Origin of the sequence: Pseudomonas sp. ENNP23 (assembly GCF_001728945.1) — a bacterium.
Lineage (GTDB): Bacteria > Pseudomonadota > Gammaproteobacteria > Pseudomonadales > Pseudomonadaceae > Metapseudomonas > Metapseudomonas otitidis.
The window spans coordinates 66,716-86,981 of the sequence record NZ_LYSP01000028.1 but is presented as its reverse complement, the minus strand read 5'-3'; the positions used below and the strand labels follow the sequence as shown (position 1 = coordinate 86,981).

Genomic DNA, 20,266 nt, shown 5'->3' with positions numbered 1-20,266 from the left:
AGATCAGGTACGTATCTCCGGAAAGTCGGGACGACCTCGTAAGCGCTGCCGTTGGTTACTGGCAGACAAAGGTTACGATGCCGAGCATCTGCGCCAGTACTGCGACCGCTACCGCATGCAGCCGGTGATTCCGCAGCGCGCCATGAAGCGCAAACCCAAGCCAGGACTACCCCGACTGTTTGATCGTCCGAAATACCGGCAGCGGAACATCATCGAGCGGATGTTTGGCTGGCTAAAAGAGAACCGGAGAATTGGCACCCGTTACGACAAGCTCGCCAGGAGTTTTGCCGCAATGGTCACGCTGGCTTGCACGCTGCGATGCCTGCGGCAGTACTTTTCGTACAGAACCTAGAGGCTATGACCCACACGAATTAAAGTGGGGCACCATTGGCCAAAAGAGTGGCGGAAAGTTTGACTTGTGCGGATGTGAAGATGGCAGAATTGTCGTGAAACGCTGGGGATGTAAGGGTAATGATGAGCCAGTAGATACTGGCGCGAGGTGGAAATGACGAGCACAGTATTGGTCAGGTTGATCGTGGATACTGACTCTGAAAAAGACATGCCAGCCACCGAGGTTGCGGCGGCGGTCAGTCGCGACTTTTATCATCCGGAAATTCTGGATGAACTTATAAGAGAGGTTTTTAACTCTGCTCTAGAGAAAAGATACGTCGCTCAAATTTCCGAGCTTAATAAACTAAAGCCAGAAGTAGGGGTGTCTATAAGATCCGATGAGGGAATACGGCCGTCTTTTCATCTTTCATGGGAAACTCTTTGCTTGATAAGCGAGGCTGGGGCTGAGCTAGACTTTGATCCGTATGTGTTCTAATGCGAAATGAATAACACCCAAACACCGGCCTCGCGCCGGTGTTTTTATATCGGCCGGCCTATTGCTCAACAGCTCCACGAGCTGGCTCGCGTGGGGCCGTCGTGCTTTGCATTATCCGTGCATCATCTTTGCGTTATCGGCGCATCATTTCTGCATCATGGTTTAGGTTCTGTACGAAAAGTCGGCGCGGGTAGCTTTACCGCCATGATTGGCTGGAGGCCCACATGGCAAGGCGCTACGAATTCCCGGATGCGAGGCGGTAGTTGATCAGAAACCTGGTTTCCCCTGAACACAAGATGGGCCGACCGGGTAGTGATGATCGGTTGATGCTCGATGGCATCTTCTGGACTCTCTGCTCCGGAACGGCCTAGCGTGACCTGTCGGTCCTTGACTGGCGAGACGAGGGCACGTTTGACCGAGTCTTTGAACGACTGCAAGTCCGTGAGCTGACGATCGATTCGTGCCTGCTGAGTTCCAGATTTCCTTGCTTCCGATCCTTCCGGTGGCCCTACAGACCAATACGGATAACTTCTATCCCGGAACTGGCTCCCTCAGTGCAACTCCTCATACCGCTCCAGCGTATCCCGTGCGATCTGACGGCCCAGTTGGATCAGCTCCGGTGCTTTGTAGAACTCGAAGAAGCGGCAGACGCGCTTGGGCACGTTGATGAGGATGTCCGGCGGGTAGCCGGCGATCTTGTACTGGGCGAGGGAAGTCTGCATGACTTCGAAGCTCTGGTTGACCAACTCCAGCAGGGAGGCGGGGCCGACGCTGGCGACCACCTGGGAGCCGCTGGCCGAGCGTGGGGCGCCTTCGCTTTCCGGGGCGGCGGCGGGTTGCTGGGCCTGGGGGCGGGCGCTGTCGTCGGTCCACGGGTTGGGCAGGGCGGGGAGGGTGGCGATGGCGTCGGGTTCCTCCTCATCGCTGCGGCGGCGGAAGGGCAGGCGATCGCCCAGGGAGCTGATGAGCTGGTCCAGGCGCCCCTTGAGGGCGGGGGAGCGCTCGATCACCGGGAGCTGGTACTGCTTCTGGTTGGTGGCGTTGAGGTTGACCGCAATGATCAGGTCGCAATGGCTGGAAACCACCGGGACGATCGGCAGCGGGTTGAGCAGGCCGCCGTCCACCAGCATCCGTGAGCCCTGCATCACCGGGGTAAAGAGGCTGGGGATGGCCGCCGAGGCGCGCATGGCCTGGTGCAGGCAGCCTTCCTGAAACCAGATTTCCTGCTGGTTGGTGAGGTCGGTGGCGACGGCGGTGAAGGGGATGGGCAACTGCTCGATGTCGATCTCGCCGACGATCTCGCGGATGCGGCCGAACACCTTTTCCCCGCGGATGGCACCCAGGCGGAAGCTGACATCCAGCAGGCGCAGTACGTCGAGGTAGTCGAGGCTTTCGGTCCAGTCACGGTATTCGTCGAGCTTGCCGGCGGCGTAGATGCCGCCCACCACGGCGCCCATGGAGCAGCCGGCGACACAGGCGATCTCGTAGCCCCGCGCCTCCAGTTCCTGGATCACCCCGATGTGGGCATAGCCCCGGGCCCCGCCCGATCCGAGCACCAGTGCGACACGTTTGCTCATGCTGCTGTCATCCGTTTCTTTCAGAATGCATCAGACAATACCTGTCTAGTCCTAGGGCAGCCAAGCGGCGGCGGAGCATTGCGTGACCCCGTGGAATCTTTTGGCAGGGTGGCCAGTCTGAGTAGACTGATGGCCATTTCCCATGCAGCCGAGGAGGAAAACCATGAAAGCCTGGATCAGCCTGTCCCTCGTTGCCTTTGCCCTCGTGGGGTGCGCTGGCAAGACGGCGTACCGCGAGAGCTGCGGTAGCCAACTGGATGCCGCCTGGCGCGAGCTCGACCTGGCCAAGGCCGAGGGCTTCGCCGGCACCGTGAGTTACTCCAAGGCCCTGAGCCTGCTGACGGCGGCCAAGACCCAGCAGCAGTTCGAGGGGTTCCAGGGCTGTACGGAGAAGGCCGAGAAGGCACGCTTCTACATCCGCGAATCCCGCGCTGGCCGCTGAAAACCCTTGGGTGAACGAGCCGGGGCTTGCCCCGGCTTTTTGTGGCCGCGAGAACGCCATAGGCAATGCCTATCGGCTTTATCAAAGAAATTCCTTGTTTAATTTGTCGGGCGATTTCTAATATCCAAGCCGTTGCTTGGATAAAGGCCATGGAGAGACGCCTGATGACGACTGCCACTTCTTCCCCGGAAACCCTTTCCACCGCCTCCTGGGGCGATCTTTTCAGCGGGCGGAACGGCCTGCTGGCCGTTGCGCTGACTGGCAGCGTGGCGCTGCACGCGATCAACGTTCATATCGTCACCACCGTGCTGCCGTCGGTGGTGCGTGAGATCGGCGGGCTGGACTGGTACGCCTGGAACACGACCCTGTTCGTGGTGGCGTCCATCATCGGCGCGGCACTGTCGGTGCGGGTGCTGGCGGGCAGCGGGCCGCGCGGTGCCTGCCTGGCGGCGCTGGCCTTGTTCAGCCTGGGCACCATGGGTTGCGCCACGGCATTGTCGATGCCGTGGATGCTGGCGGCCCGTGCGGTCCAGGGGTTGGGCGGGGGCCTGTTGGCGGCCCTCAGCTATGCGCTGATCCGCGTGGTGTTTGAACCGCCGTTGTGGCCCCGTGCGGTAGCGCTGGTGTCAGGCATGTGGGGCGTGGCGACGCTGTGCGGGCCGGCGGTGGGCGGGCTGTTCGCCGAAGCCGGGCACTGGCGCTGGGCGTTCTGGTCACTGTTGCCGGTGGCGGCGGCCCAGGCCCTGCTGGTGACGCTGCAGCTCGGCCCGCGTGAGCGTGGGACTGGGGCACCGCCCCGGGTGCCGGTGCTGCAGATCGTGCTGCTCGCCGCCTCGGTGCTGGCGGTGGCCACGGCCAGTCGCGCCGGGCACCTGGCCTGGCAGGGGGCCGGAGTCGTCCTGGGGCTGGCGCTGGGGGCTTTGGCCCTGCGGGTGGATCGCCAGGCGCAGGTGCGTCTGCTGCCCAGCGGCAGTGCATCCCTGGGCGCGCCCCTGGGGGCGGCCTATGCCTGCGTTGCGCTCTTGCTGGTGGGCACCACCACCGAGATCTTCGTGCCGTACTTCCTGCAGGTGCTGCATGGCCAGACGCCGCTGCTGGCGGGTTACCTGACGGCAGCGATGGCGGCCGGCTGGAGCATCGGCTCGCTGACCTCCTCGGGACGCGAGGGGCGCCAGGCCAATGGCCTGCTGCGCAGCGGTCCGCTGTTCTGCGTGGCGGGCCTGGCAGCGTTGGCGGTGGTGCTGCCCCTGGGCGGTGACTGGAGCGCATGGCTGCGGACGCTGCTGGCTGCGTTGGCGCTGGCGGCGGTGGGGGCTGGGGTCGGCATGGGCTGGCCGCACCTGCTCACCCGGGTGATGGCCCTGGCTCCCAAGGGTGAGGAAGACGCTGCGTCCACCGCCATCACCACCGTGCAGCTCTACGGCATGGCCATTGGTGCGGCGGTGGCGGGACTGGTGGCCAACGCGGCCGGCCTGATCGAGCCCGGCGGCGAGGCCGGTGCGCGGTCGGCGGCGATCTGGCTGTTCAGCGGCTTCATCCTTGCGCCGGCCCTGGCCGCCTGGCTGGTAAGGCGCGTGGCAGAGCGCTGAGACGGTTGCGTCGGGCAGGCGAGGGCGGGGCATAATCCGGCCTCGCCTTTGCCGTTGCCGGAGCACCTGATGCAACTCGACTTCTCCACCCTCACGCCCCTGGAGGCCTACCGCTGGCTGGCCTCCACCGTGACCCCACGTCCCATCGCCTGGGTCTCCAGCCTGTCGGCCAGTGGTGTCGCCAATCTGGCACCGTTCAGCTTCTTCCAGGTGATCAGCGACGACCCGCCGACCCTGATGGTCAACGTCGGCAGCCGCGATGACGGCAGCCTCAAGGACACCCTGCGCAACGTGCAGGAAACCGGCGAGCTGGTGATCCACCTGGTGCCGTTCGCCTTCGCCGAGGCGATGAACGCCACCGCTGCACCGCTGGCGTACACGGTGAGCGAGTTCGAGGCCTGTGGCATCGAGCACGAGCCGTCGCTGCGGGTGGCGCCGCCCCGGGTCAAGGGGGCGCCGGTCGCCTTCGAGTGCCGCCTGCTGGAGGCGCAGCCGTTCCCCCGCGACAACCCCAACTGCCACCTGATCTTCGCCGAGGTGCTGCTGGCCCATATCGATGACGCGGTGCTCACCGAGCAGGGGCGCGTCGATACCCAGGCGCTGGACCTGGTAGGCCGCCTGGGCGGCAGCGCCTATGTGCGCACCCGTGACCTCTTCAACATGGTGCGACCCACCTGACCCGCCCGGCCCCGCACTATTGCGGGGCCTTTCGCACACGCCTGTGCGATCTCGACCGGCTTCTGACGCCGCGACTTTGACGACCTGCCGCCGAATGGTCTGAAAGCGACCTCCGCATATCCAAAAAAACCAGCTAGCGTGGGATTGGCGCGGTCATGGCTTGTCGCCAGCAGGGGCGCGCTCCTAAGTTCGCGCTGTTGTTCGGGATGGCGAGCGCGTCGACCCGGTTACCGGCATGGAGGGAATCGGCATGGCAACGGTGGTCCAACGGGGTATGGCCAGTCTGGGCACGGCGGCCAAGCTGGCGCTCGGTTTCGGCGTGGTGCTGGCGCTCACGGCAGTGGTGGCGGCCACCGGCTACCTGGCGCTGCGCAACGTGGCGGCCGGGGCGGCGCTGCTGGAGCGCATGGACGTCCTGAGCAGCGAGGTGCAGCGCATGCGCCTGGTGGAGAAGGATTACGCCCTGAGCGGTGACGCCAAGCACGCTGAGGCCCTGCGCAAGGCTACCCAGGCGCTGCTGGAGCGCAACGACGCCCTGAAAGGCGAGGTGGGGGCTGCCAGCCGCCAGGCCCTGGACGAAGTGGCTGGGGCGGTGGACGGTTACCGCGCAGCCTTTGACCGCTACGTGGAGCTTTCCGACAACATGCGTTTGTCGCTGGAGGCGGCCAACTGGCTGGTGGTCAGTGCGTCCAACAGCCTTGACGTGCTGCAGTCGGGACTCAACGAGGACGGCATCGACCTGCTGAAGAGTTCCCAGGGAGCAGAAGGAGCCGACATGGTGGCGCAGGGTGGCGAGATCAGCCGCATCTACCAGTCCCTGCTGCTGGCGCTGAACCAGGCTCGCACGCGCCTGGAACAGAGCCGCAGCACCGGGGAGGCTGCCGATACCCAGATCCAGGAAGCGCTGGACGCCCAGAAGCTCGCCACCGAGCTGCGTGATCGCGTGCAGGACCCGGGTTACGCTGCCGTCCTCACCGAGGTGATCGGCAACATCGACTCCTTCAACGAACGCCTGCGCGAGTACACCGAGTACCTGCAGCAGCAGAAGCGCGAATTCCATGCGCTGTCCGCCGGTGCCGAGGCCATGGTCGCGGCTGTGCACAAGGCACGTGACCACCAGGAACAGGCCATGCGGGATCAGCAGCGAGGCAGCTCGATGCTGATTCTGGGAGGCAGCGCGCTGGCGCTGTTGATCGGCCTGGCAGCGGCGATGCTCATCGCGCTGCTGATCGTGCGGCCGCTCAAGCGGGTGATCGAGGTGGCGCAGCAGATCTCCGCCGGTGATCTCAGCAGTGACATCGAGGTGGGTCGCAGCGATGAGGTGGGCCAGTTGCTGGAGGCCATGCGCAACATGTCGACCAACCTGCGGAACATGGTCGGCCAGTTGCAGGGCGGGGTGCAGCAGATTTCCAACTCAGCCCAGGCGCTGTCCGCCGTCACCGAGCAGACCCGCGTTGGGGTCAACGGGCAGAAGCAGGAGACCGATCAGGTCGCCACCGCCATGAGCCAGATGACCGCCACCGTGCACGAGGTGGCACGCAACGCCGAGGCCGCTGCGGCCTCCACCCAAAGTGCCGACACCCGTGTGGCCAGCGGCAACGAGGTGGTGCGCCAGAGCCGGGGGCGCATCGACCAGTTGGCCCAGGCGATGGAGGTCACTACCCAGAGCATCGAGCAGCTCAGCCAGGAGGCGCAGAGCATCGGCGCTGTGCTGGACGTGATCAAGAGCGTGGCCGAGCAGACGAACCTGCTTGCGCTCAACGCTGCCATCGAGGCGGCGCGGGCTGGTGAGCAGGGCCGAGGTTTCGCCGTGGTGGCCGACGAGGTGCGGGCCCTGGCGCGGCGTACCCAGCAGTCCACCGCCGAGATCGAACGGCTGATCGGTACCTTGCGCGAGGGCGTGCGCCGCTCGGTGGAGACCATGCACCAGAGCGAAACTCTGGTGCAGAAGACCGTGGAGGACGCCAGCCAGACCGAGGCGGCACTCAACGGCATCGCCGAGGCCGTGTCCACCCTGCACCAGATGAACCAGCAGATCGCCGCTGCTGCCGAGCAGCAGACGGCTGTGGCCGAGGAGATCAACCGCAGCGTCACCAGCATCCGCGACATCGCCGACCAGTCCGCCGAGGCGATGGAGGAGACGGCCACCTCCAGCACTCGCCTGGCCGCTCTGGGGCGGGACCTGCAGGCGATGGCTGCGCACTTCAGGTTGTGACCGGACCGACGTTTCCGTGATCGCGCGGCCTGTCGACCCGCGCTTTCATGAGCAAATCTTGCAAGTCCCTTTGCCAGCGCGCCGGGCGCGGCTAGCATCGGCCGATCGTTCATGGAGCCTGATATGCGAACCCGACTGGATGCCTGCCTCGACGCCATCAACCAGGTCCTGCTGGGCAAGGAGGTGCAGGTCCGCCTGGCCCTCACCTGCCTGCTGGCGCGGGGGCACCTGCTGATAGAAGACCTGCCCGGCATGGGCAAGACCACCCTCAGCCACACCCTGGCCAAGGTGCTGGGGCTGAGCTTCCAGCGCATCCAGTTCACCTCCGACCTGCTGCCCGGCGACATCCTCGGCACCTCGGTGTTCGACAAGGACACCGGCCAGTTCGTCTTCCACCCCGGCCCGGTGTTCGCCGAGCTGGTACTGGCCGACGAGATCAACCGCGCCACCCCCAAGAGCCAGAGCGCCCTGCTGGAGGCCATGGAAGAGGGGCAGGTGACCATCGAGGGCGCCACCCGGCCGCTGCCCGATCCCTTCTTCGTCATCGCCACCCAGAACCCGGTGAGCCAGGGTGGCACCTTTGCCCTGCCGGAATCCCAGTTGGACCGCTTCCTCATGCGCCTGTCCCTCGGCTACCCGGCCCGGGCGGCGGAGAAAGCACTGCTGCTGGGCGAGGCCCGGCGCAACCTGCTGCCGCGCATGGAAGCGGTGCTGGACCACGCGGCCCTGGCCGCGCTGCAGGACGAGGTGCCCCTCGTGCGCGCCAGCGATGCTCTGGTGGACTACGTGCTGCGCCTGGTGGAGGCCACCCGCACTCACCCGCAGTTCGCCCTCGGCCTCTCGCCACGGGGCAGCCTGGCGCTGCTGAGTGCGGCGCGGGCCTGGGCACTGCTGGCGGGGCGCGACTACGTGATCCCCGAGGACGTGCAGGCGGTGCTGCCCTCGGTGGCCGGCCACCGCCTGCGCGAGCGAGCCGACCCCACCGGCCACGGTGGCGGCACGCTGGTGCAGTGGCTGCTGCGCGAAGTCCCGGCACTCTGATGGCCGGCGGCATCCTGCGGCCGCGCTGGGACCGCTGGCTGGCCCGGCGCATCCCCCCGGCCCACGAACTGCGCCTGGACCAGAAACGCATCTTCATCATCCCCACCCGTACCGGCGCAGCCTTCGGCGGTGCGCTGGTGCTGATGCTGCTGGCGGCCATCAACTACCAGAACAGCCTGGCCTACGGGCTGACCTTTCTGCTGGCCTCGGTGTTCATCCTTGCCATCCTCCACACCTACCGGAACCTCTCCGGGCTGGTGCTGCGGGCGGCCGGCGCCCCGGCGGTTTTCGCCGGCGAGCAGGCGCGCTTCAAGGTGCGCCTGGAGAGCCGCCGCCATGCCCACGAGGCCATCGCCCTGGGCTGGCCGCCCGAACCGCTGCAACTGCAGGACGTGCCGGCCAGCGGGGCCACCGACTGCGAGCTGAACCTGCCTGCGCTCCAGCGTGGCTGGCTGCGGCCCGGTCGCCTGCGGGTGGAGAGCCGCTTTCCCCTCGGCCTGCTGGTGGCCTGGAGCTGGGTCGACCTCGACCAGGCCGCGCTGGTATACCCGCGCCCCTTGCCCGGCGACCTGCCCCTGGCCGCCGGTGGGCGTGCCGATGCGGAGGAGGAGGGCGTGCGCGTGGACGGGCGCGGTGCCGACGACTTCCAGGGCCTGCGGCCCTACCAGCCGGGTGACTCCCGCCGGCGCCTGCACTGGAAGGCCTACTCCCGGGGGCAGGGCCTGTTCATCAAGGACTTCGCCGCCCTCTCCGGAGCGGACCTGTGGCTCGACCTCGCCGGGCTGGACGGTGACCTGGAGAGCCGCCTCTCGCTGCTCTGCCATTGGGTGCTGACCTTCACCGAGCGCGGCCAGCCCTTCGGCCTGCGCCTGGGGGGCCTGGAGCTGCCGGCCGATGTCGGCGAGCCCCACCGCGACGCCTGCCTGCGCGCCCTGGCGCTCTACGGGGTGGCGCCATGAGCGTGGAGCAGCCGATTCCGCGCATTGCCCTGACCTGGCTGCTGGTGGCGCAGGTACTGGTGATCGTCCCGCACCTGGTGCACCTGCCGGTGTGGATCATCGGCCTCTGGGTGGTCTGCGCGGCCTGGCGGGTGCAGATCTTCCGCATGCGCGCGCGCTACCCCAATGCCCTGGCGAAGATCCTGATGATGCTGGTGGCCGCTGCCGGCGTGGTGCTGTCCCGGGGCAGCCTGATCGGCCTGGATGCCGGCGCGGTGCTGCTGGTGGCGGCCTTCATCCTCAAGCTGGTGGAGATGCGCACCCGGCGCGATGCGCTGGTGCTGATCTTCCTCGGCTTCTTCACCGTGGTGGTGGCCTACCTGTTCGACGACGGGATGCTCGCCGGGCTCTACAGCCTGCTGCCGGTGACGGCCTTGCTGGCGGCGCTGATCGGCCTGCAGCAGAGCGGCTTCGCCCAGCGCCCGACGGCCACCCTGAAGCTGGCCGGCACCCTGTTGCTGCAGGCGCTGCCGCTGATGCTGGTGCTGTTCCTGTTCTTCCCGCGCATGGGGCCGCTGTGGTCCCTGCCGTTGCCCAGCGACAAGGGTGTGACCGGGCTCTCCGACGACATGGCGCCCGGTGACATCGCCGAGCTGAGCCAGTCCGGCGCCCTGGCCTTCCGCGCCAGCTTCGAGGGCGACCCGCCACCCCGGCGCGAACTCTACTGGCGCGCGCTGACCCTGGAGCGCTTCGACGGGCGGCGCTGGTCCCAGTCCCCGGCGAGCCAGGTGCAGGCGCCGGCGCAATGGGCGAAGCAGGGCCCCGCACTCACCTACAGCGTGGTGATGGAGCCCAGCGGCAAGCCCTGGCTGTTCGGCCTGGACGTGGCCGAGACCCGCGCCGAAGACACCCGCCAGATGGTCGACTTCCACCTGCAGCGGCGCCTGCCGGTGGAGCGCTCGCTGCTCTACAGCGTCACCTCCTGGCCCCAGGCGGTGCGCGACCCGCAGCTGGCGGACGCAGTGCGTCGGCGCAACCTGCAACTGCCCCGCGAAGGTGATCTGCGCACACGGGCCTGGGCCGAGCAATTGAAGGCCCGGTACACCGAGCCGGATGCCCTGGTGCAGACGTTGCTGCGGCACTTCAACCAGGAGCCGTTCGTCTACACCCTGCGCCCGCCGCTGGCCGAGCGGGATACGGTGGACGCCTTCCTGTTCGACAGCCGCCGTGGCTTCTGCGCCCACTACGCTGGCGCCATGACCTTCGTCCTGCGTGCTGCCGGCATTCCCGCGCGGGTGGTGGCCGGCTACCAGGGTGGCGAGATCAACCCCGCCGGCAACTACGTGCTGGTGCACCAGTTCGACGCCCATGCCTGGGTCGAGTACTGGACGCCCGCGGCCGGCTGGACCCGTGTCGATCCCACCTTCCAGGTGGCACCGGAGCGCATCGAGAGCGGGCTGGAGCAGGCCGTGGCCCAGGAGCAGAGCTTCCTGCAGGACTCGCCATTCTCGCCCCTGCGTTACCGCGACATCGGCTGGATCAACCAGGTACGCCTGGCCTGGGACCGGGTGAACTACGGCTGGCAGCGCTGGGTGCTGGGCTACCAGGGCGAGACCCAGGCCCAGGTGCTGCAACGCTGGTTCGGCCAGTTGGATGCGCGCACCTTCGCCCTGCTGCTGGTGGGCACGGCAGCCTTTCTGGTGGCCCTGGTGGCGCTGTGGATGTTCAAGCCCTGGCGTCGCGAGCGGGACCCGCAGGTACGCCTGCATCAGGCCTTCGAACGGGTACTGGCCCGCCACGGGCTGGTGCGTCGCGCCGCCGAGGGCCCGCGTGATTTCGCCGCCCGTGCCGCCCTGGCCCTGCCGCAGCAGGCGCGGCTGATCGATGAATTCGCCCGCCGCTTTGAGGCGCTGCGCTATGCTGGCGCCCCTGAAGCGCCGGCCGACCTGCGGCGCACGCTGAACAACCTGCGCCGGGCCTTGCCTTGGCGCCTGACTCGACAGGAGCGTTGACCCGGGCCTTGCCGGGGCGCTCCGCCGAAGGAACACCTGCCATGTCCGCCATGCTCGACGACCTGATCGCCCAGGTTCTGAAACTCGAAATCCAGCTCATCTCTGCCCGTGCCCGCCTGGAGGCCGCCACCGACGACGAGGCCTTGCACGACTTGCGCATCAACCTGCGGCGTCTGCGCAGCCTGCTGCGTCCGTTGCGTGGGCTGCCGGTGGCCGATGTGCTGATCGAGGCGGCCCGGGAACTGGGGCGGATCACCACGCCGCTGCGGGATCTGGAGGTGCTGATCGCCGAGCTGGCCAGCCACCGCCACGAGCGCCTGGCCGAGCCCCGCCGCCTGCGCCTGCGCCAGGGCTGCCGCGAGGTGCTCCAGGCCCCGGCGCTGGAGCGGCTGTTCAAGGTGCTCGACGCCTGGCCGCAACTGCTGCGCCTGTCGGCCCGGGAAGGCTTGCTGGAACGGCCGCGCACACGTATCCGCAAGCGCCTGCTGAAGGACTGGGCCCGCCTGGAGCAGGCTCTGGCTGATCCGGCCCACGATCGCCATGCCCTGCGTTTGCTCATCAAGCGCGCACGTTATGGCGCCGATGCCTATCCCGGCGTGGTGGAGGTGCCGGAGCGCATCCGGCGCTTGCTCAAAGGTGCCCAGGACGCCCTGGGCAAATGGCACGACCGCCTGCAGTGGCTGGCCACCGCCGAGCGCGAGCCTGACCTGGCACCGCGTACCCGTGCCTGGAGCACCGCCCTGCATGCTGCCGAGTTGCGGTCCGACCGGGTGCTGGAAAAGCTGCAGGCGCGCCTGGGCTGATGTGCAGCCCCCTGGCGTTTATCCCCTCCGGGTTGTCGGGACTCGCTTGAAGTTCGGCTTCCGGGGGGTGGGGGCTTCCCCTACCATCGCCTCATCCTGGAGCTGTGGATGAGATCCCGATGACCTTCTTCGAATTGATGCAGGCGGTCCAGAACGACCCGCTGAACGTGACCGTGCCCGCTCGCTGGGCCCAGGGCCGTGCGAGCTTTGGCGGCCTGGTGGCGGCGCTGGCCTATGGCGCCATGCGTGACAAGGCGCAGCCCGGACGGCCGGTGCGTTCCCTGGCGATCACCTTCGTCGGCCCAATGGAGGCCGAGGTGCCGGCCCGCTTCGAGGCGGAGGTGCTGCGCGAGGGCAAGGCGGTGAGCCAGATGTTCTGTCGGGTGCGCCAGGGCGAGCAGACGGTGGCGGTGGTGCAGGGCAGCTTCGGCGCCGCGCGGGAGTCGGCGATCGTCGTGGAGGGCGAGCCGGCCCCCGTGATCGAGGCCCCCGATGCCTGCCAGGAACTGCCCTACCTGCGCGGCGTGACCCCCGAGTTCACCCGTTACCTGGCGATGCGCTGGGGCATCGGCGGCATGCCGTTCACCAACAACCCCAGCCGTGAAATGGGCGGCTGGGTGAGGTTGCGTGGGGAGGTGGAGGAGGCTCCGGTGGACGAGGCGCTGCTGCTGGCCCTGGTGGACGCCTGGCCGCCGGCGGTGCTGCCGCACCTGCGTTCGCCGGCACCGGGCAGTTCGCTGACCTGGACCATCGAGTTCGTGCAGCCGGCACCGGCCCTGAGCACCCTGGACTGGTGCCTGTACCGCGCCGAGATCGACCACGCGCGGGATGGCTACGGGCACATCTCCGCGCGGCTCTGGACGCCAGCAGGTGAGCTGGTGGCGCTGAGCCGGCAGACGGTGGCGGTATTCGGATGAGTCAGACCGCCTGCTCGACGCGGTTGCGACCGGCGAGCTTGGCGGCGTAGAGGGCCTTGTCGGCGCGCCCCAGCAGGCTTTCCAGGCTTTCGCCAGGGCGCAACTGGGCCAGGCCCAGGCTGACGGTGATGCGCAGGGCCTGGCCTTCGGGCAGGGTCATGCACTGGTCCTCGATCTCGCCCCTCAGGCGCTCGGCCACATGCCGGGCCGTCTCCAGGGTGGCCTCCGGCAACAGCGCGGCAAATTCCTCGCCACCCAGTCGGCCCAGCACATCCACTTCCCGCAGGGTGGCGGTCATCGCCCGTGCCGCGGCCCGCAGGGCTTCGTCGCCGGCGCTGTGGCCATGCTGGTCGTTGACGGCCTTGAAGTGGTCCAGGTCCATCATCAGCAGGCAACAGGGATGGCCAAAGCGGTCCTGCTGGCGCAGCAGGTCGCCGGCACGCTGCATGAAGGCGCGACGGTTGCCGAGGCCGGTGAGGGCGTCGGTGGTGGCCAGGATCAGCAGCTCCTGTTCGAGCCGCTTGCGCGGGGTGATGTCGTAGCTCCACACCAGGTAGGCCGGCTCGCCGTCCATTTCCACCAGGCGCCCGGAGATGACGCCCCAGTAGGGGCGCTGGCGGCCGAGCCGGGCTTCCCAGTCGTCCAGCTCGCCACGGGATTCGAGGGCGGCACGAAAGCGCTGGGCTTCCTCGGCGTCGGTGAACAGTTGCTCGAAGGTGACCCGGCGCGCCCGTGCCCAGGCGTGGCGCCGAAGCAGGCGCTGGGTGACGAAGTGAACCCTGCCGGAGAGGGTGCCGATGAGGACGACGTCGCTGGGGCTGGCTTCGAGGATGTCCCGTAGCAACTCACGGCCCTGGCTCAGTTCGCGAGTACGGGCGTCCACCCGTGCCTCCAGGCTCTGGTTCAGTTCGCCCAGGCGTTCGGCCAATCGCCGTTCGCGCCGGTAGTTGCGCACCAGTTGCAGCATCAGCAGGGCGCCGCCGCCGAGCAGGCCGCACAGGGCCCAGGCCAGGTTCTGGAAATAGCGGTAGAGGTGCTGGCGTTCGCTGTCCAGCTCGTTGGCCAGGGAAATGTTGGCGGCCACCATCACCTCGTGCATGGCGAGTTGCAGGTGTGGCAGTTCATGGATCACTTCGCCGGCCAGTTGCCTGGCCGTGTCGTGGTCGTCCCAGCTGGCGCGTTGCAGCCAGCGGAGGCTGAACTGTTCCACTTGGCGCAGGGTGGCGTCCACGTCCGCTCGGGGTTGAGGCAGGTGGGCGAACATCGGGTGGTCGGAGAGGTTGCGGGTCAGACTGCGCAATACGCCCAGGCGCACGGTGAAGGCCGAGGGGCTGCTGCCACCGCTTTCCAGGGTATGAGCCTCCTCGACGAGGCGGCTCATGGCGTTGCGGATCTGGTAGGCCTGCCACAGTTCACCGTGGGAGGTCGGATGGCCCAATTGCCGGGCCTCGCGGATCACCATCCACAGGCAGCCGGCCACCACCATCGCCATGCCGGCCAGCAGCGCCAACAGAACAAGCATGACCATCCGCTGGCGGGCGATATAGGCGGTATTGTCGGACAAGCGCTCGGACATGGCTTACTCGATGAAGATCTCGCTGAGTTGCCAGATGGCGCGGTTGTAGTACTTCTGGGTCCGCAGTTCGTGGTGCTGGCCGAACGGGTACATGAGGAACAGCGGGCCGAAGGATTCCACCGGCATCGGCTGCCCGTCACGCTGGTAGGCAATGACCGGGGAATAGCGGCTGATGTCGCTGGCGGGGATGATCACCGAGTAGTCGTTCAGTGCGCGCATGCGCAACTGGGCGTCGGCCGGTGGGCTCACATGCAGTTGGCGCAGCAGATAGGCCAGGGGCACGCCGCGCCACTCGGAGACGCGATCATCGGCTGGGCCGCGGGCGGTGACGGTGGCGGCGGGCATGCTCTGCAGGGTGCGCAGGGTGAAGGTACGGACTGGCTGACCAGGGCTATGCACCCTCAGGGCTGGCAGGTCCAGTGGGTAGGCGGCCTCATCCGCCCGGACCCAGGAGCAGGCCAGTAACGTCAGGAAAATGGTGACAAAAAAACGTCGCTTTAACGGCATGCGACTGTCCTCGGGCCTTGTGGTGCCAGCATATCGTCAGCACGGTGACAGGCTTGAGGGAATCCGACGAAACGTGATGGCGCTTTGCCGGCTGTTCAGGAGCGGTTCCGCCAGTTGCGCCACCAGCCGCCACTGAAGAGAAAGCGCGGGAAGGTCACGAACTGTTCCATGAGGATGCGCCCGACGGCATCGCGTCGCCCCTCGAAGGGCTCCGGCATCTCGTGCTCCAGACGGTGGCCGTGGCCCTGCAGGGCAAGGGAGGCGAGTATGCCGATGACACCCAGCGCCATGGGAAGCCAGGCCAGGTCGAACAGGCCGGTAAGGATCACCAGCACCGAGACGATGAACAGCGGCACGGCGATCAGGTGCAGCACGAGGTTGGTGGGATTGCGGTGGTTCCTGGCATAGGTGCGCCATTGCCAGCGGTGAAGATCGGGATGACGTTTGCCCATGTGCGAATCCTCCTGGGATGGCGGGCAGTCTAGGCCGGCCCCGAGGGGGCCGGCGAATGGGTCTTCTCTATGGGGGGGATAGAAGCGGCTACAGCTTGAGCTGGCGAATGGCGCGGGACAGCTCGCTGGCCAGCTCGGCCAGCTCGTTGCTGGTGGCGGCGGAGCCGACGGTCTGGCCGACGGTGAGTTCGGTGACGTCGCGGATGCGCACCACGGCGCGGGTCATTTCCTCGGCCACCTGGCTCTGCTGCTCGGCGGCGACGGCGATCTGGGTGTTGCTCTCACGCATCTGCGCCACGGCCCCGGCGATGGCGGCCAGGGCTTCGCCGGCTTCGTGGGCCTGCTGCACGCAGTTGTCGGCCTTGTAGGAGCTCTCCTGCATGAACTCCACGGCGTCCCGGGTGCCGGACTGCAGGGCGTTGATCATGGAGGTGATCTCGTCGGTGGAGTCCTGCACGCGGCGGGCGAGGTTGCGCACCTCGTCGGCCACCACGGCGAAGCCGCGGCCCATTTCCCCGGCGCGGGCGGCCTCGATGGCGGCGTTGAGCGCCAGCAGGTTGGTCTGTTCGGCAATGCCGTGGATGACGCTGACCACGCTGCTGATCTTCTGGCTGTCCTCGGCGAGGCGACCGATCATCTCGGCGGTCTGCTGCACACCGCTGGACAGTCCGGCGATGGACTCGCCCACCCGGCTGACCACCTGCTGGCCGTTGCCAGCCAACTGGTCGGCGGTGCGCGACTGGTCGCGGGTGTCGGCGGCATGCTGGGCGATGTGGTGGACGGTGGCGGACATCTCATTGATGGCGGTGGCGGCCTGGTCGGTCTCGCTCTGCTGGCCGAGCATGCCCTGGCGGACCTCGCCCATGCTGCCGGCGAGGCGGGCGGCGCCTTCGTCGAGGCGGGCGGTGACCTGGGCAACGGTGCCCACCACGCGTTGGAAGCCCGCTTGCATGGCGTTGAAGGCGCTGGCCATCTGGCCCACTTCGTCACGGCTGTCCAGTGGGACGCGGGCGGAGAGGTCGCCGCTCTTCTCGACGTGGAGCATCACGTCCTTGAGGGTGTTGAGGTGGCTGAGCAGGAAGCGGATCAGCAGCTGCGAGGAAGCCAGCAGCACGATCATCAGCAGGAACACGGTGACGGCGTAGTTGAGGGTGCGGTTGGCGAACACCTCGATGAAGCTCGGCCCGCGGGCCAGCACGGCGACACGCTGGCCCTGGCCGGCGTCCTGCACCTGGGCGCCGATGACCGGTGTACTGCCGAAAAGGTTGTCATGAGGCAGGTCGACCCAGCCATTGGCGCGGGCCAGCGCGGAGACGTCGACCCCGCGCACCTCGGGGCTGCTGCCACTGGCGAAGACCACGACATCCCCACTGCCGGGCAGTGCCTGGCCGCTCGGCCAGGCCTTGAGCAACTGTGCCCGGGATTGCGCCGCCTCACGGGCAGCCTGATGGCGAGCGTCCTGCTCCAGTGACAGGGCATGCAAGACCAACAGGAGGGTGGTGGCGAATGCCACCGCGTTGACGGCCCAGAACTTGTACTTCAGTGACAGGTCGCGAATCCATTTGCCCATGGGATCGTTCTTCTTCTCGGTATGGCTGTTGGCAAGGTGCCAGCATTGTTTCGCAGCACTCTGACGCGAAACTTGATCCTTATCAATTCGCACTTTCGCACGAAGAGGTTAGGCGATATCCGGCAGCCCAAAGAACTGACGAGCGCATGCCGTGCTGTGTGAGGCGAGCTGCTCCTGCGACTCACCCCGGTGCAGCGCGACTTCCCGCAGGACTTCCGTGAGGAAGGCCGGTTCATTGCGCCCATGCTTGGGTTTCGGCCGCAAACTGCGAGGCATTAGGTAGGGCGCATCACTTTCCAGCATCAACCGACCGATGGGGATGTCCCGCACCAGCGGATGCAGGTGGGTGCCACGGCGCTCATCGCAGATCCAGCCGGTGATGCCGATGTGCAGGTCGAGGTCCAGGTAGGCGTACAACGTGCGCTGCTCGCCGGTGAAGCAATGCACCACGGCGGCGGGCAATTGGTCGCGGAACGGACGGAGGATCGCCAGCAGGCGCTCGTCCGCCTCGCGCTCGTGGAGGAACACCGGCTTGCCCAGTTCCACGGCCAGCGCCAACTGTTCTTCGAGGGCCTTCTCCTGCTGTGGGCGGGGGGAGAAGTCGCGGTTGAAGTCCAGGCCGCACTCGCCTACGGCGCGCACGTCCGGTTCGCTCAGCAGTGCTTTCAGGCGACGAGCGGTATCGGCGTTCCAGTGGCTGGCATCGTGGGGGTGGACCCCCGCCGTGCTGAATAGCCGTTGCCGCTCGGGGTCGAGCCGGCGAGCCAGTGCCAGAGCGGCTTCGCTTTCCTTCTCGCTGGTGCCGGTGAGCACCATCTGCACCACGCCGGCCGCGGTGGCGCGCTCCAGAAGGGCTTCGCACTCGGTGGCGAAGCTCGGGTGGGTCAGATTGACGCCGATGTCGATGAGTTGCATCTTTCCTACCTCTCTGATGCGAGCGGGGCAGGATAGCAAGCGCCCGATCAGTCGAAAAAGCCAATATTTACGTGGGGTTATGCGGGTTCGTCGGCAGGGCGACCGCCGATGGCTGGCAATGCACGGCGGGCTGTGACACTCTCCGCGCCCCTCGCTGGTCCCAGGGAACTCCCCCGCGGGCATGGCGTTCTCAGTCGCTCGGGTTCGCATGGTGCGGGCCTACGGGTCCGGAGATCAGATGACGCGAATCCTGCCGCTGCTCGTGTGCCTGCTGGCTCTTCTGCCGTTCCCGGCAGTGGCGCGCCTGGCCGGCCCGCCGGAGAACTGGCAGCAGCCGAGCGAGGCCCGCGACCTGGCGCAGATCCGCCGGACCGGGGTGCTCAAGGTGCTGGTCAACCAGAGCCGCAACAGCTCCGGTGAAGTGAAGGGCCAGGCCATTGGCGTCGAGTACCACCGCATCCGCGCCTTCGAACAGTTCCTCAACCGTGATGGGCGCTCGCTTGAGGTGCGCATCATTCCCCGCCCCAAGGACCAGCTCGCCGCCGCGTTGTTGCGCGGGGAGGGCGATCTGGTCGCCCCCGGCGAACTCCTTGATCCCCGCGCGACCTCGGACGTCAGTGCCAGTGCGCCGGTGCGTGAGCATGTGCCGCTGGTGCTGGTGGCGCGCACTGGCGACCGGCGTTTCCAAGGCCTGGAGCAATTGGCGGGGCGGGTGGTGACCCTGCCCGCCGGCAGTGGTGCGGCGGAGGCGGTGCGCAAGGTGAACCGGCAGCTCGCCCAGCGCCACCTGGCACCCATTGCCATCGAGTGGGTGGACCCGAGCCTGGCGGTGGAAGACGTGCTGGAGATGGTCCAGGCCGGCATCTATTCGATGACAGTGGTGGAGCAACCCATTGCCGAGCGCTGGGCCAAGGTGCTGCCCAAGCTGCGTATCGACCGCCACCTGGTGCTGGATAACCAGCGCGACATGACCTGGTACGTGCGCCGCGATGCGCCGATGCTGCGGGCCAGCATCGACCGCTTCCTGGCGACCTACAAGGCGCCGGCGGATCAGGATGCCACCTTCCAGCGCGTGTACCGGCGCCTCTACAAGGTGCGCTACCCGCTGGCCCGGGCGGATCGCCAGCGGTTGGAGAAGGTCCGCCCGGTGTTGCAGCGCTTCGCCGCCGAGCACGCTCTGGATTGGCTGAGCCTCGCTGCCGTGGCCTATAAGGAGTCCAGCCTCAACCCCGGTGCGCGGGGCGCCAGCGGGGCGACCGGACTGATGCAGATCACCCCGGCGGCCGCGCGCTCGGTGGGGGTGGGCGATATCCATGTGCTGGACAAGAACGTGCAGGCCTCGGCCCGCTACATGGCCAAGTTGCGCAAGGGCTTCTTCAGCAGCGCCCAGCTCAACGAGCGCGAGCGCATGGCCTTCGTGCTGGCGGCTTACAACGTAGGCCCGCAGCGAGTCCAGAGCCTGCGCGCCGAGGCCCGCAGGCGGGGGCTCAATCCCAACCAGTGGTTCTTTCAGGTCGAGCGCGTTGCCGCCGAGCAACTGGGCATGGGCGTGGTGAGTTATGTGAGTGCAGTCAACAAGTACTACCTGGCCTACGCCCGGGAGCGTGATGACCTGGAGAAGCAGGTTCGCGTTGCCAGTCGTGGGCGCAAATAATCGATTTTGTCGATTTCTTTTAGGGGTTTTTTGCGATTTTACAATCGATAAATTCGGATAGGATGGCGTCCACCTGAACCCACAACGCTTCACAACGAAAGGAACAGCCACCATGTCGAACGCCCTCAAGCGCCTCTTCTCCACCAACGCCGGTATCGGCATCACCCTGCTTCGCATCGTCACCGGCCTGACCTTCATGGCCCACGGTTCGCAAAAGCTCTTCGGCCTGTTCGGAGGCTACGGCCTGGCCGGCACCGGCCAGTGGATGGAAAGCATCGGCCTGGCTCCGGGCTACCTGATGGCCCTGATGGCGGGCAGCGCCGAGTTCTTTGGCGGTCTGGCCCTGGTGATCGGCCTGCTGGTGCGCCCGGCGGCGCTGTCGCTGATCGTGGCGATGGTGGTAGCAACCTTCAGCGTGCATTGGGCCAGCGGCTTTTTCATCACCAACGGTGGCTATGAGTACGCAATGATCCTGGGCCTGATCGCTGCGACCCTGTTGATCGAGGGGGCCGGGCGTTATTCGCTGGATCGCAAGCTGGGGCAGTGATTCATCC

At 67.1% G+C, this 20,266-nt stretch carries 19 protein-coding genes and 2 pseudogenes; 15 read left to right on the top strand and 6 right to left on the bottom strand.

All coding sequences use genetic code 11. The annotated features are described in order from the left end of the window. The 3 genes and pseudogenes from A9G05_RS26690 to A9G05_RS28170 form a co-directional block, all read left to right on the top strand. Positions 1–352: transposase (locus A9G05_RS26690; RefSeq protein WP_139131173.1), on the top strand; the 352-nt coding region annotated here is incomplete at its 5' end. Between the two features lie 153 nt (positions 353–505). Next, positions 506–826: a hypothetical protein gene (locus A9G05_RS27335; RefSeq protein ID WP_139131172.1), complete on the top strand. Its 321-nt coding sequence runs from the start codon at positions 506–508 to the stop codon at positions 824–826. Between the two features lie 263 nt (positions 827–1,089). Continuing rightward, positions 1,090–1,269, top strand: a pseudogene (locus A9G05_RS28170) (IS5/IS1182 family transposase); the annotation flags it as partial. Between the two features lie 108 nt (positions 1,270–1,377). On the opposite strand, the gene A9G05_RS16680 reads toward A9G05_RS28170, so the two are convergent. Continuing rightward, positions 1,378–2,403: a patatin-like phospholipase family protein gene (locus A9G05_RS16680; RefSeq protein WP_069562034.1), complete on the bottom strand. Its 1,026-nt coding sequence runs from the start codon at positions 2,401–2,403 to the stop codon at positions 1,378–1,380. Between the two features lie 163 nt (positions 2,404–2,566). Here A9G05_RS16680 and A9G05_RS16675 point away from each other — a divergent pair, with 163 nt between their 5' ends. The 10 genes and pseudogenes from A9G05_RS16675 to A9G05_RS16635 all read left to right on the top strand — a co-directional run bounded on the left by A9G05_RS16675 (position 2,567) and on the right by A9G05_RS16635 (position 13,038). Next, positions 2,567–2,845: a hypothetical protein gene (locus tag A9G05_RS16675; RefSeq protein ID WP_069562033.1), complete on the top strand. Its 279-nt coding sequence runs from the start codon at positions 2,567–2,569 to the stop codon at positions 2,843–2,845. A 164-nt stretch (positions 2,846–3,009) separates the two neighbouring features. Next, positions 3,010–4,434, top strand: coding sequence for an MFS transporter (locus A9G05_RS16670; protein WP_083272601.1), 1,425 nt, complete (start codon positions 3,010–3,012; stop codon positions 4,432–4,434). A gap of 69 nt (positions 4,435–4,503) precedes the next feature. Continuing rightward, a complete protein-coding gene (locus A9G05_RS16665) occupies positions 4,504–5,112 on the top strand; it encodes a flavin reductase family protein (protein ID WP_069562032.1) in 609 nt (202 codons plus the stop codon). Between the two features lie 235 nt (positions 5,113–5,347). Then, a pseudogene (locus A9G05_RS28510) lies at positions 5,348–6,469 on the top strand (HAMP domain-containing protein); the annotation flags it as partial. Continuing rightward, entirely contained in the window at positions 6,455–7,327 is an 873-nt protein-coding gene (locus A9G05_RS28505) for a methyl-accepting chemotaxis protein (RefSeq protein WP_371850573.1), read from the top strand. The pseudogene A9G05_RS28510 and the gene A9G05_RS28505, both read left to right, overlap by 15 nt. Positions 7,328–7,450: 123 nt before the next feature. Beyond that, on the top strand, positions 7,451–8,368 hold the full coding sequence (locus A9G05_RS16655) for a MoxR family ATPase (protein WP_069562030.1): 918 nt from the start codon (positions 7,451–7,453) through the stop codon (positions 8,366–8,368). Beyond that, positions 8,368–9,327 carry a DUF58 domain-containing protein gene (locus tag A9G05_RS16650; protein WP_069562029.1) on the top strand — a complete coding sequence of 320 codons (960 nt, stop codon included), beginning with the start codon at positions 8,368–8,370 and terminating at the stop codon, positions 9,325–9,327. The genes A9G05_RS16655 and A9G05_RS16650 overlap by 1 nt, the downstream gene beginning before the upstream one ends. Continuing rightward, entirely contained in the window at positions 9,324–11,318 is a 1,995-nt protein-coding gene (locus A9G05_RS16645; RefSeq protein ID WP_069562028.1) for a DUF3488 and DUF4129 domain-containing transglutaminase family protein, read from the top strand. The genes A9G05_RS16650 and A9G05_RS16645 overlap by 4 nt, the downstream gene beginning before the upstream one ends. A 41-nt stretch (positions 11,319–11,359) precedes the next feature. Then, a complete protein-coding gene (locus A9G05_RS16640; protein ID WP_069562027.1) occupies positions 11,360–12,121 on the top strand; it encodes a CHAD domain-containing protein in 762 nt (253 codons plus the stop codon). A gap of 119 nt (positions 12,122–12,240) precedes the next feature. After that, positions 12,241–13,038, top strand: a complete 798-nt coding sequence (locus tag A9G05_RS16635) for an acyl-CoA thioesterase II (protein WP_069562026.1) — start codon at positions 12,241–12,243, stop codon at positions 13,036–13,038. 1 nt (position 13,039) lies between these two features. Here A9G05_RS16635 and A9G05_RS16630 read toward each other — a convergent pair whose 3' ends face one another. The 5 genes from A9G05_RS16630 to A9G05_RS16610 form a co-directional block, all read right to left on the bottom strand. Then, complete coding sequence (locus A9G05_RS16630; RefSeq protein ID WP_069562025.1) at positions 13,040–14,614, bottom strand: GGDEF domain-containing protein; 1,575 nt, start codon at positions 14,612–14,614, stop codon at positions 13,040–13,042. Between the two features lie 3 nt (positions 14,615–14,617). Continuing rightward, the gene (locus tag A9G05_RS16625; protein ID WP_083265619.1) at positions 14,618–15,121 is read right to left on the bottom strand and encodes a molybdopterin-dependent oxidoreductase; all 504 of its coding nucleotides are present in this window, start codon (positions 15,119–15,121) and stop codon (positions 14,618–14,620) included. A gap of 95 nt (positions 15,122–15,216) precedes the next feature. Continuing rightward, positions 15,217–15,573 (bottom strand): Mpo1-like protein, encoded by a 357-nt coding sequence (locus A9G05_RS16620; protein ID WP_069562024.1) that lies wholly within the window; start codon positions 15,571–15,573, stop codon positions 15,217–15,219. A gap of 88 nt (positions 15,574–15,661) precedes the next feature. After that, the gene (locus tag A9G05_RS16615; RefSeq protein ID WP_069562023.1) at positions 15,662–17,143 is read right to left on the bottom strand and encodes a methyl-accepting chemotaxis protein; all 1,482 of its coding nucleotides are present in this window, start codon (positions 17,141–17,143) and stop codon (positions 15,662–15,664) included. A 108-nt stretch (positions 17,144–17,251) separates the two neighbouring features. Continuing rightward, positions 17,252–18,058 carry a TatD family hydrolase gene (locus A9G05_RS16610; protein ID WP_069562022.1) on the bottom strand — a complete coding sequence of 269 codons (807 nt, stop codon included), beginning with the start codon at positions 18,056–18,058 and terminating at the stop codon, positions 17,252–17,254. A gap of 238 nt (positions 18,059–18,296) precedes the next feature. Between A9G05_RS16610 and A9G05_RS16605 the strand changes: the two genes are divergently transcribed. Both A9G05_RS16605 and A9G05_RS16600 read left to right on the top strand, forming a co-directional pair. Further along, a complete protein-coding gene (locus A9G05_RS16605) occupies positions 18,297–19,712 on the top strand; it encodes a transglycosylase SLT domain-containing protein (protein ID WP_069562021.1) in 1,416 nt (471 codons plus the stop codon). 112 nt (positions 19,713–19,824) lie between these two features. After that, a complete protein-coding gene (locus tag A9G05_RS16600; protein WP_069562020.1) occupies positions 19,825–20,259 on the top strand; it encodes a DoxX family protein in 435 nt (144 codons plus the stop codon). Positions 20,260–20,266 lie beyond the last annotated feature (7 nt).

Excerpts from the sequence above, each read along its gene's own strand:
- A9G05_RS27335 (WP_139131172.1), top strand. The coding sequence starts at position 506 with ATGACGAGCACAGTATTGGTCAGGTTGATCGTGGATACTGACTCTGAA.
- A9G05_RS16680 (WP_069562034.1), bottom strand. The coding sequence starts at position 2,403 with ATGAGCAAACGTGTCGCACTGGTGCTCGGATCGGGCGGGGCCCGGGGC.
- A9G05_RS16675 (WP_069562033.1), top strand. The coding sequence starts at position 2,567 with ATGAAAGCCTGGATCAGCCTGTCCCTCGTTGCCTTTGCCCTCGTGGGG.
- A9G05_RS16670 (WP_083272601.1), top strand. The coding sequence starts at position 3,010 with ATGACGACTGCCACTTCTTCCCCGGAAACCCTTTCCACCGCCTCCTGG.
- A9G05_RS16665 (WP_069562032.1), top strand. The coding sequence starts at position 4,504 with ATGCAACTCGACTTCTCCACCCTCACGCCCCTGGAGGCCTACCGCTGG.
- A9G05_RS28505 (WP_371850573.1), top strand. The coding sequence starts at position 6,455 with ATGCGCAACATGTCGACCAACCTGCGGAACATGGTCGGCCAGTTGCAG.
- A9G05_RS16655 (WP_069562030.1), top strand. The coding sequence starts at position 7,451 with ATGCGAACCCGACTGGATGCCTGCCTCGACGCCATCAACCAGGTCCTG.
- A9G05_RS16650 (WP_069562029.1), top strand. The coding sequence starts at position 8,368 with ATGGCCGGCGGCATCCTGCGGCCGCGCTGGGACCGCTGGCTGGCCCGG.
- A9G05_RS16645 (WP_069562028.1), top strand. The coding sequence starts at position 9,324 with ATGAGCGTGGAGCAGCCGATTCCGCGCATTGCCCTGACCTGGCTGCTG.
- A9G05_RS16640 (WP_069562027.1), top strand. The coding sequence starts at position 11,360 with ATGTCCGCCATGCTCGACGACCTGATCGCCCAGGTTCTGAAACTCGAA.
- A9G05_RS16635 (WP_069562026.1), top strand. The coding sequence starts at position 12,241 with ATGACCTTCTTCGAATTGATGCAGGCGGTCCAGAACGACCCGCTGAAC.
- A9G05_RS16630 (WP_069562025.1), bottom strand. The coding sequence starts at position 14,614 with ATGTCCGAGCGCTTGTCCGACAATACCGCCTATATCGCCCGCCAGCGG.
- A9G05_RS16625 (WP_083265619.1), bottom strand. The coding sequence starts at position 15,121 with ATGCCGTTAAAGCGACGTTTTTTTGTCACCATTTTCCTGACGTTACTG.
- A9G05_RS16620 (WP_069562024.1), bottom strand. The coding sequence starts at position 15,573 with ATGGGCAAACGTCATCCCGATCTTCACCGCTGGCAATGGCGCACCTAT.
- A9G05_RS16615 (WP_069562023.1), bottom strand. The coding sequence starts at position 17,143 with ATGGGCAAATGGATTCGCGACCTGTCACTGAAGTACAAGTTCTGGGCC.
- A9G05_RS16610 (WP_069562022.1), bottom strand. The coding sequence starts at position 18,058 with ATGCAACTCATCGACATCGGCGTCAATCTGACCCACCCGAGCTTCGCC.
- A9G05_RS16605 (WP_069562021.1), top strand. The coding sequence starts at position 18,297 with ATGACGCGAATCCTGCCGCTGCTCGTGTGCCTGCTGGCTCTTCTGCCG.
- A9G05_RS16600 (WP_069562020.1), top strand. The coding sequence starts at position 19,825 with ATGTCGAACGCCCTCAAGCGCCTCTTCTCCACCAACGCCGGTATCGGC.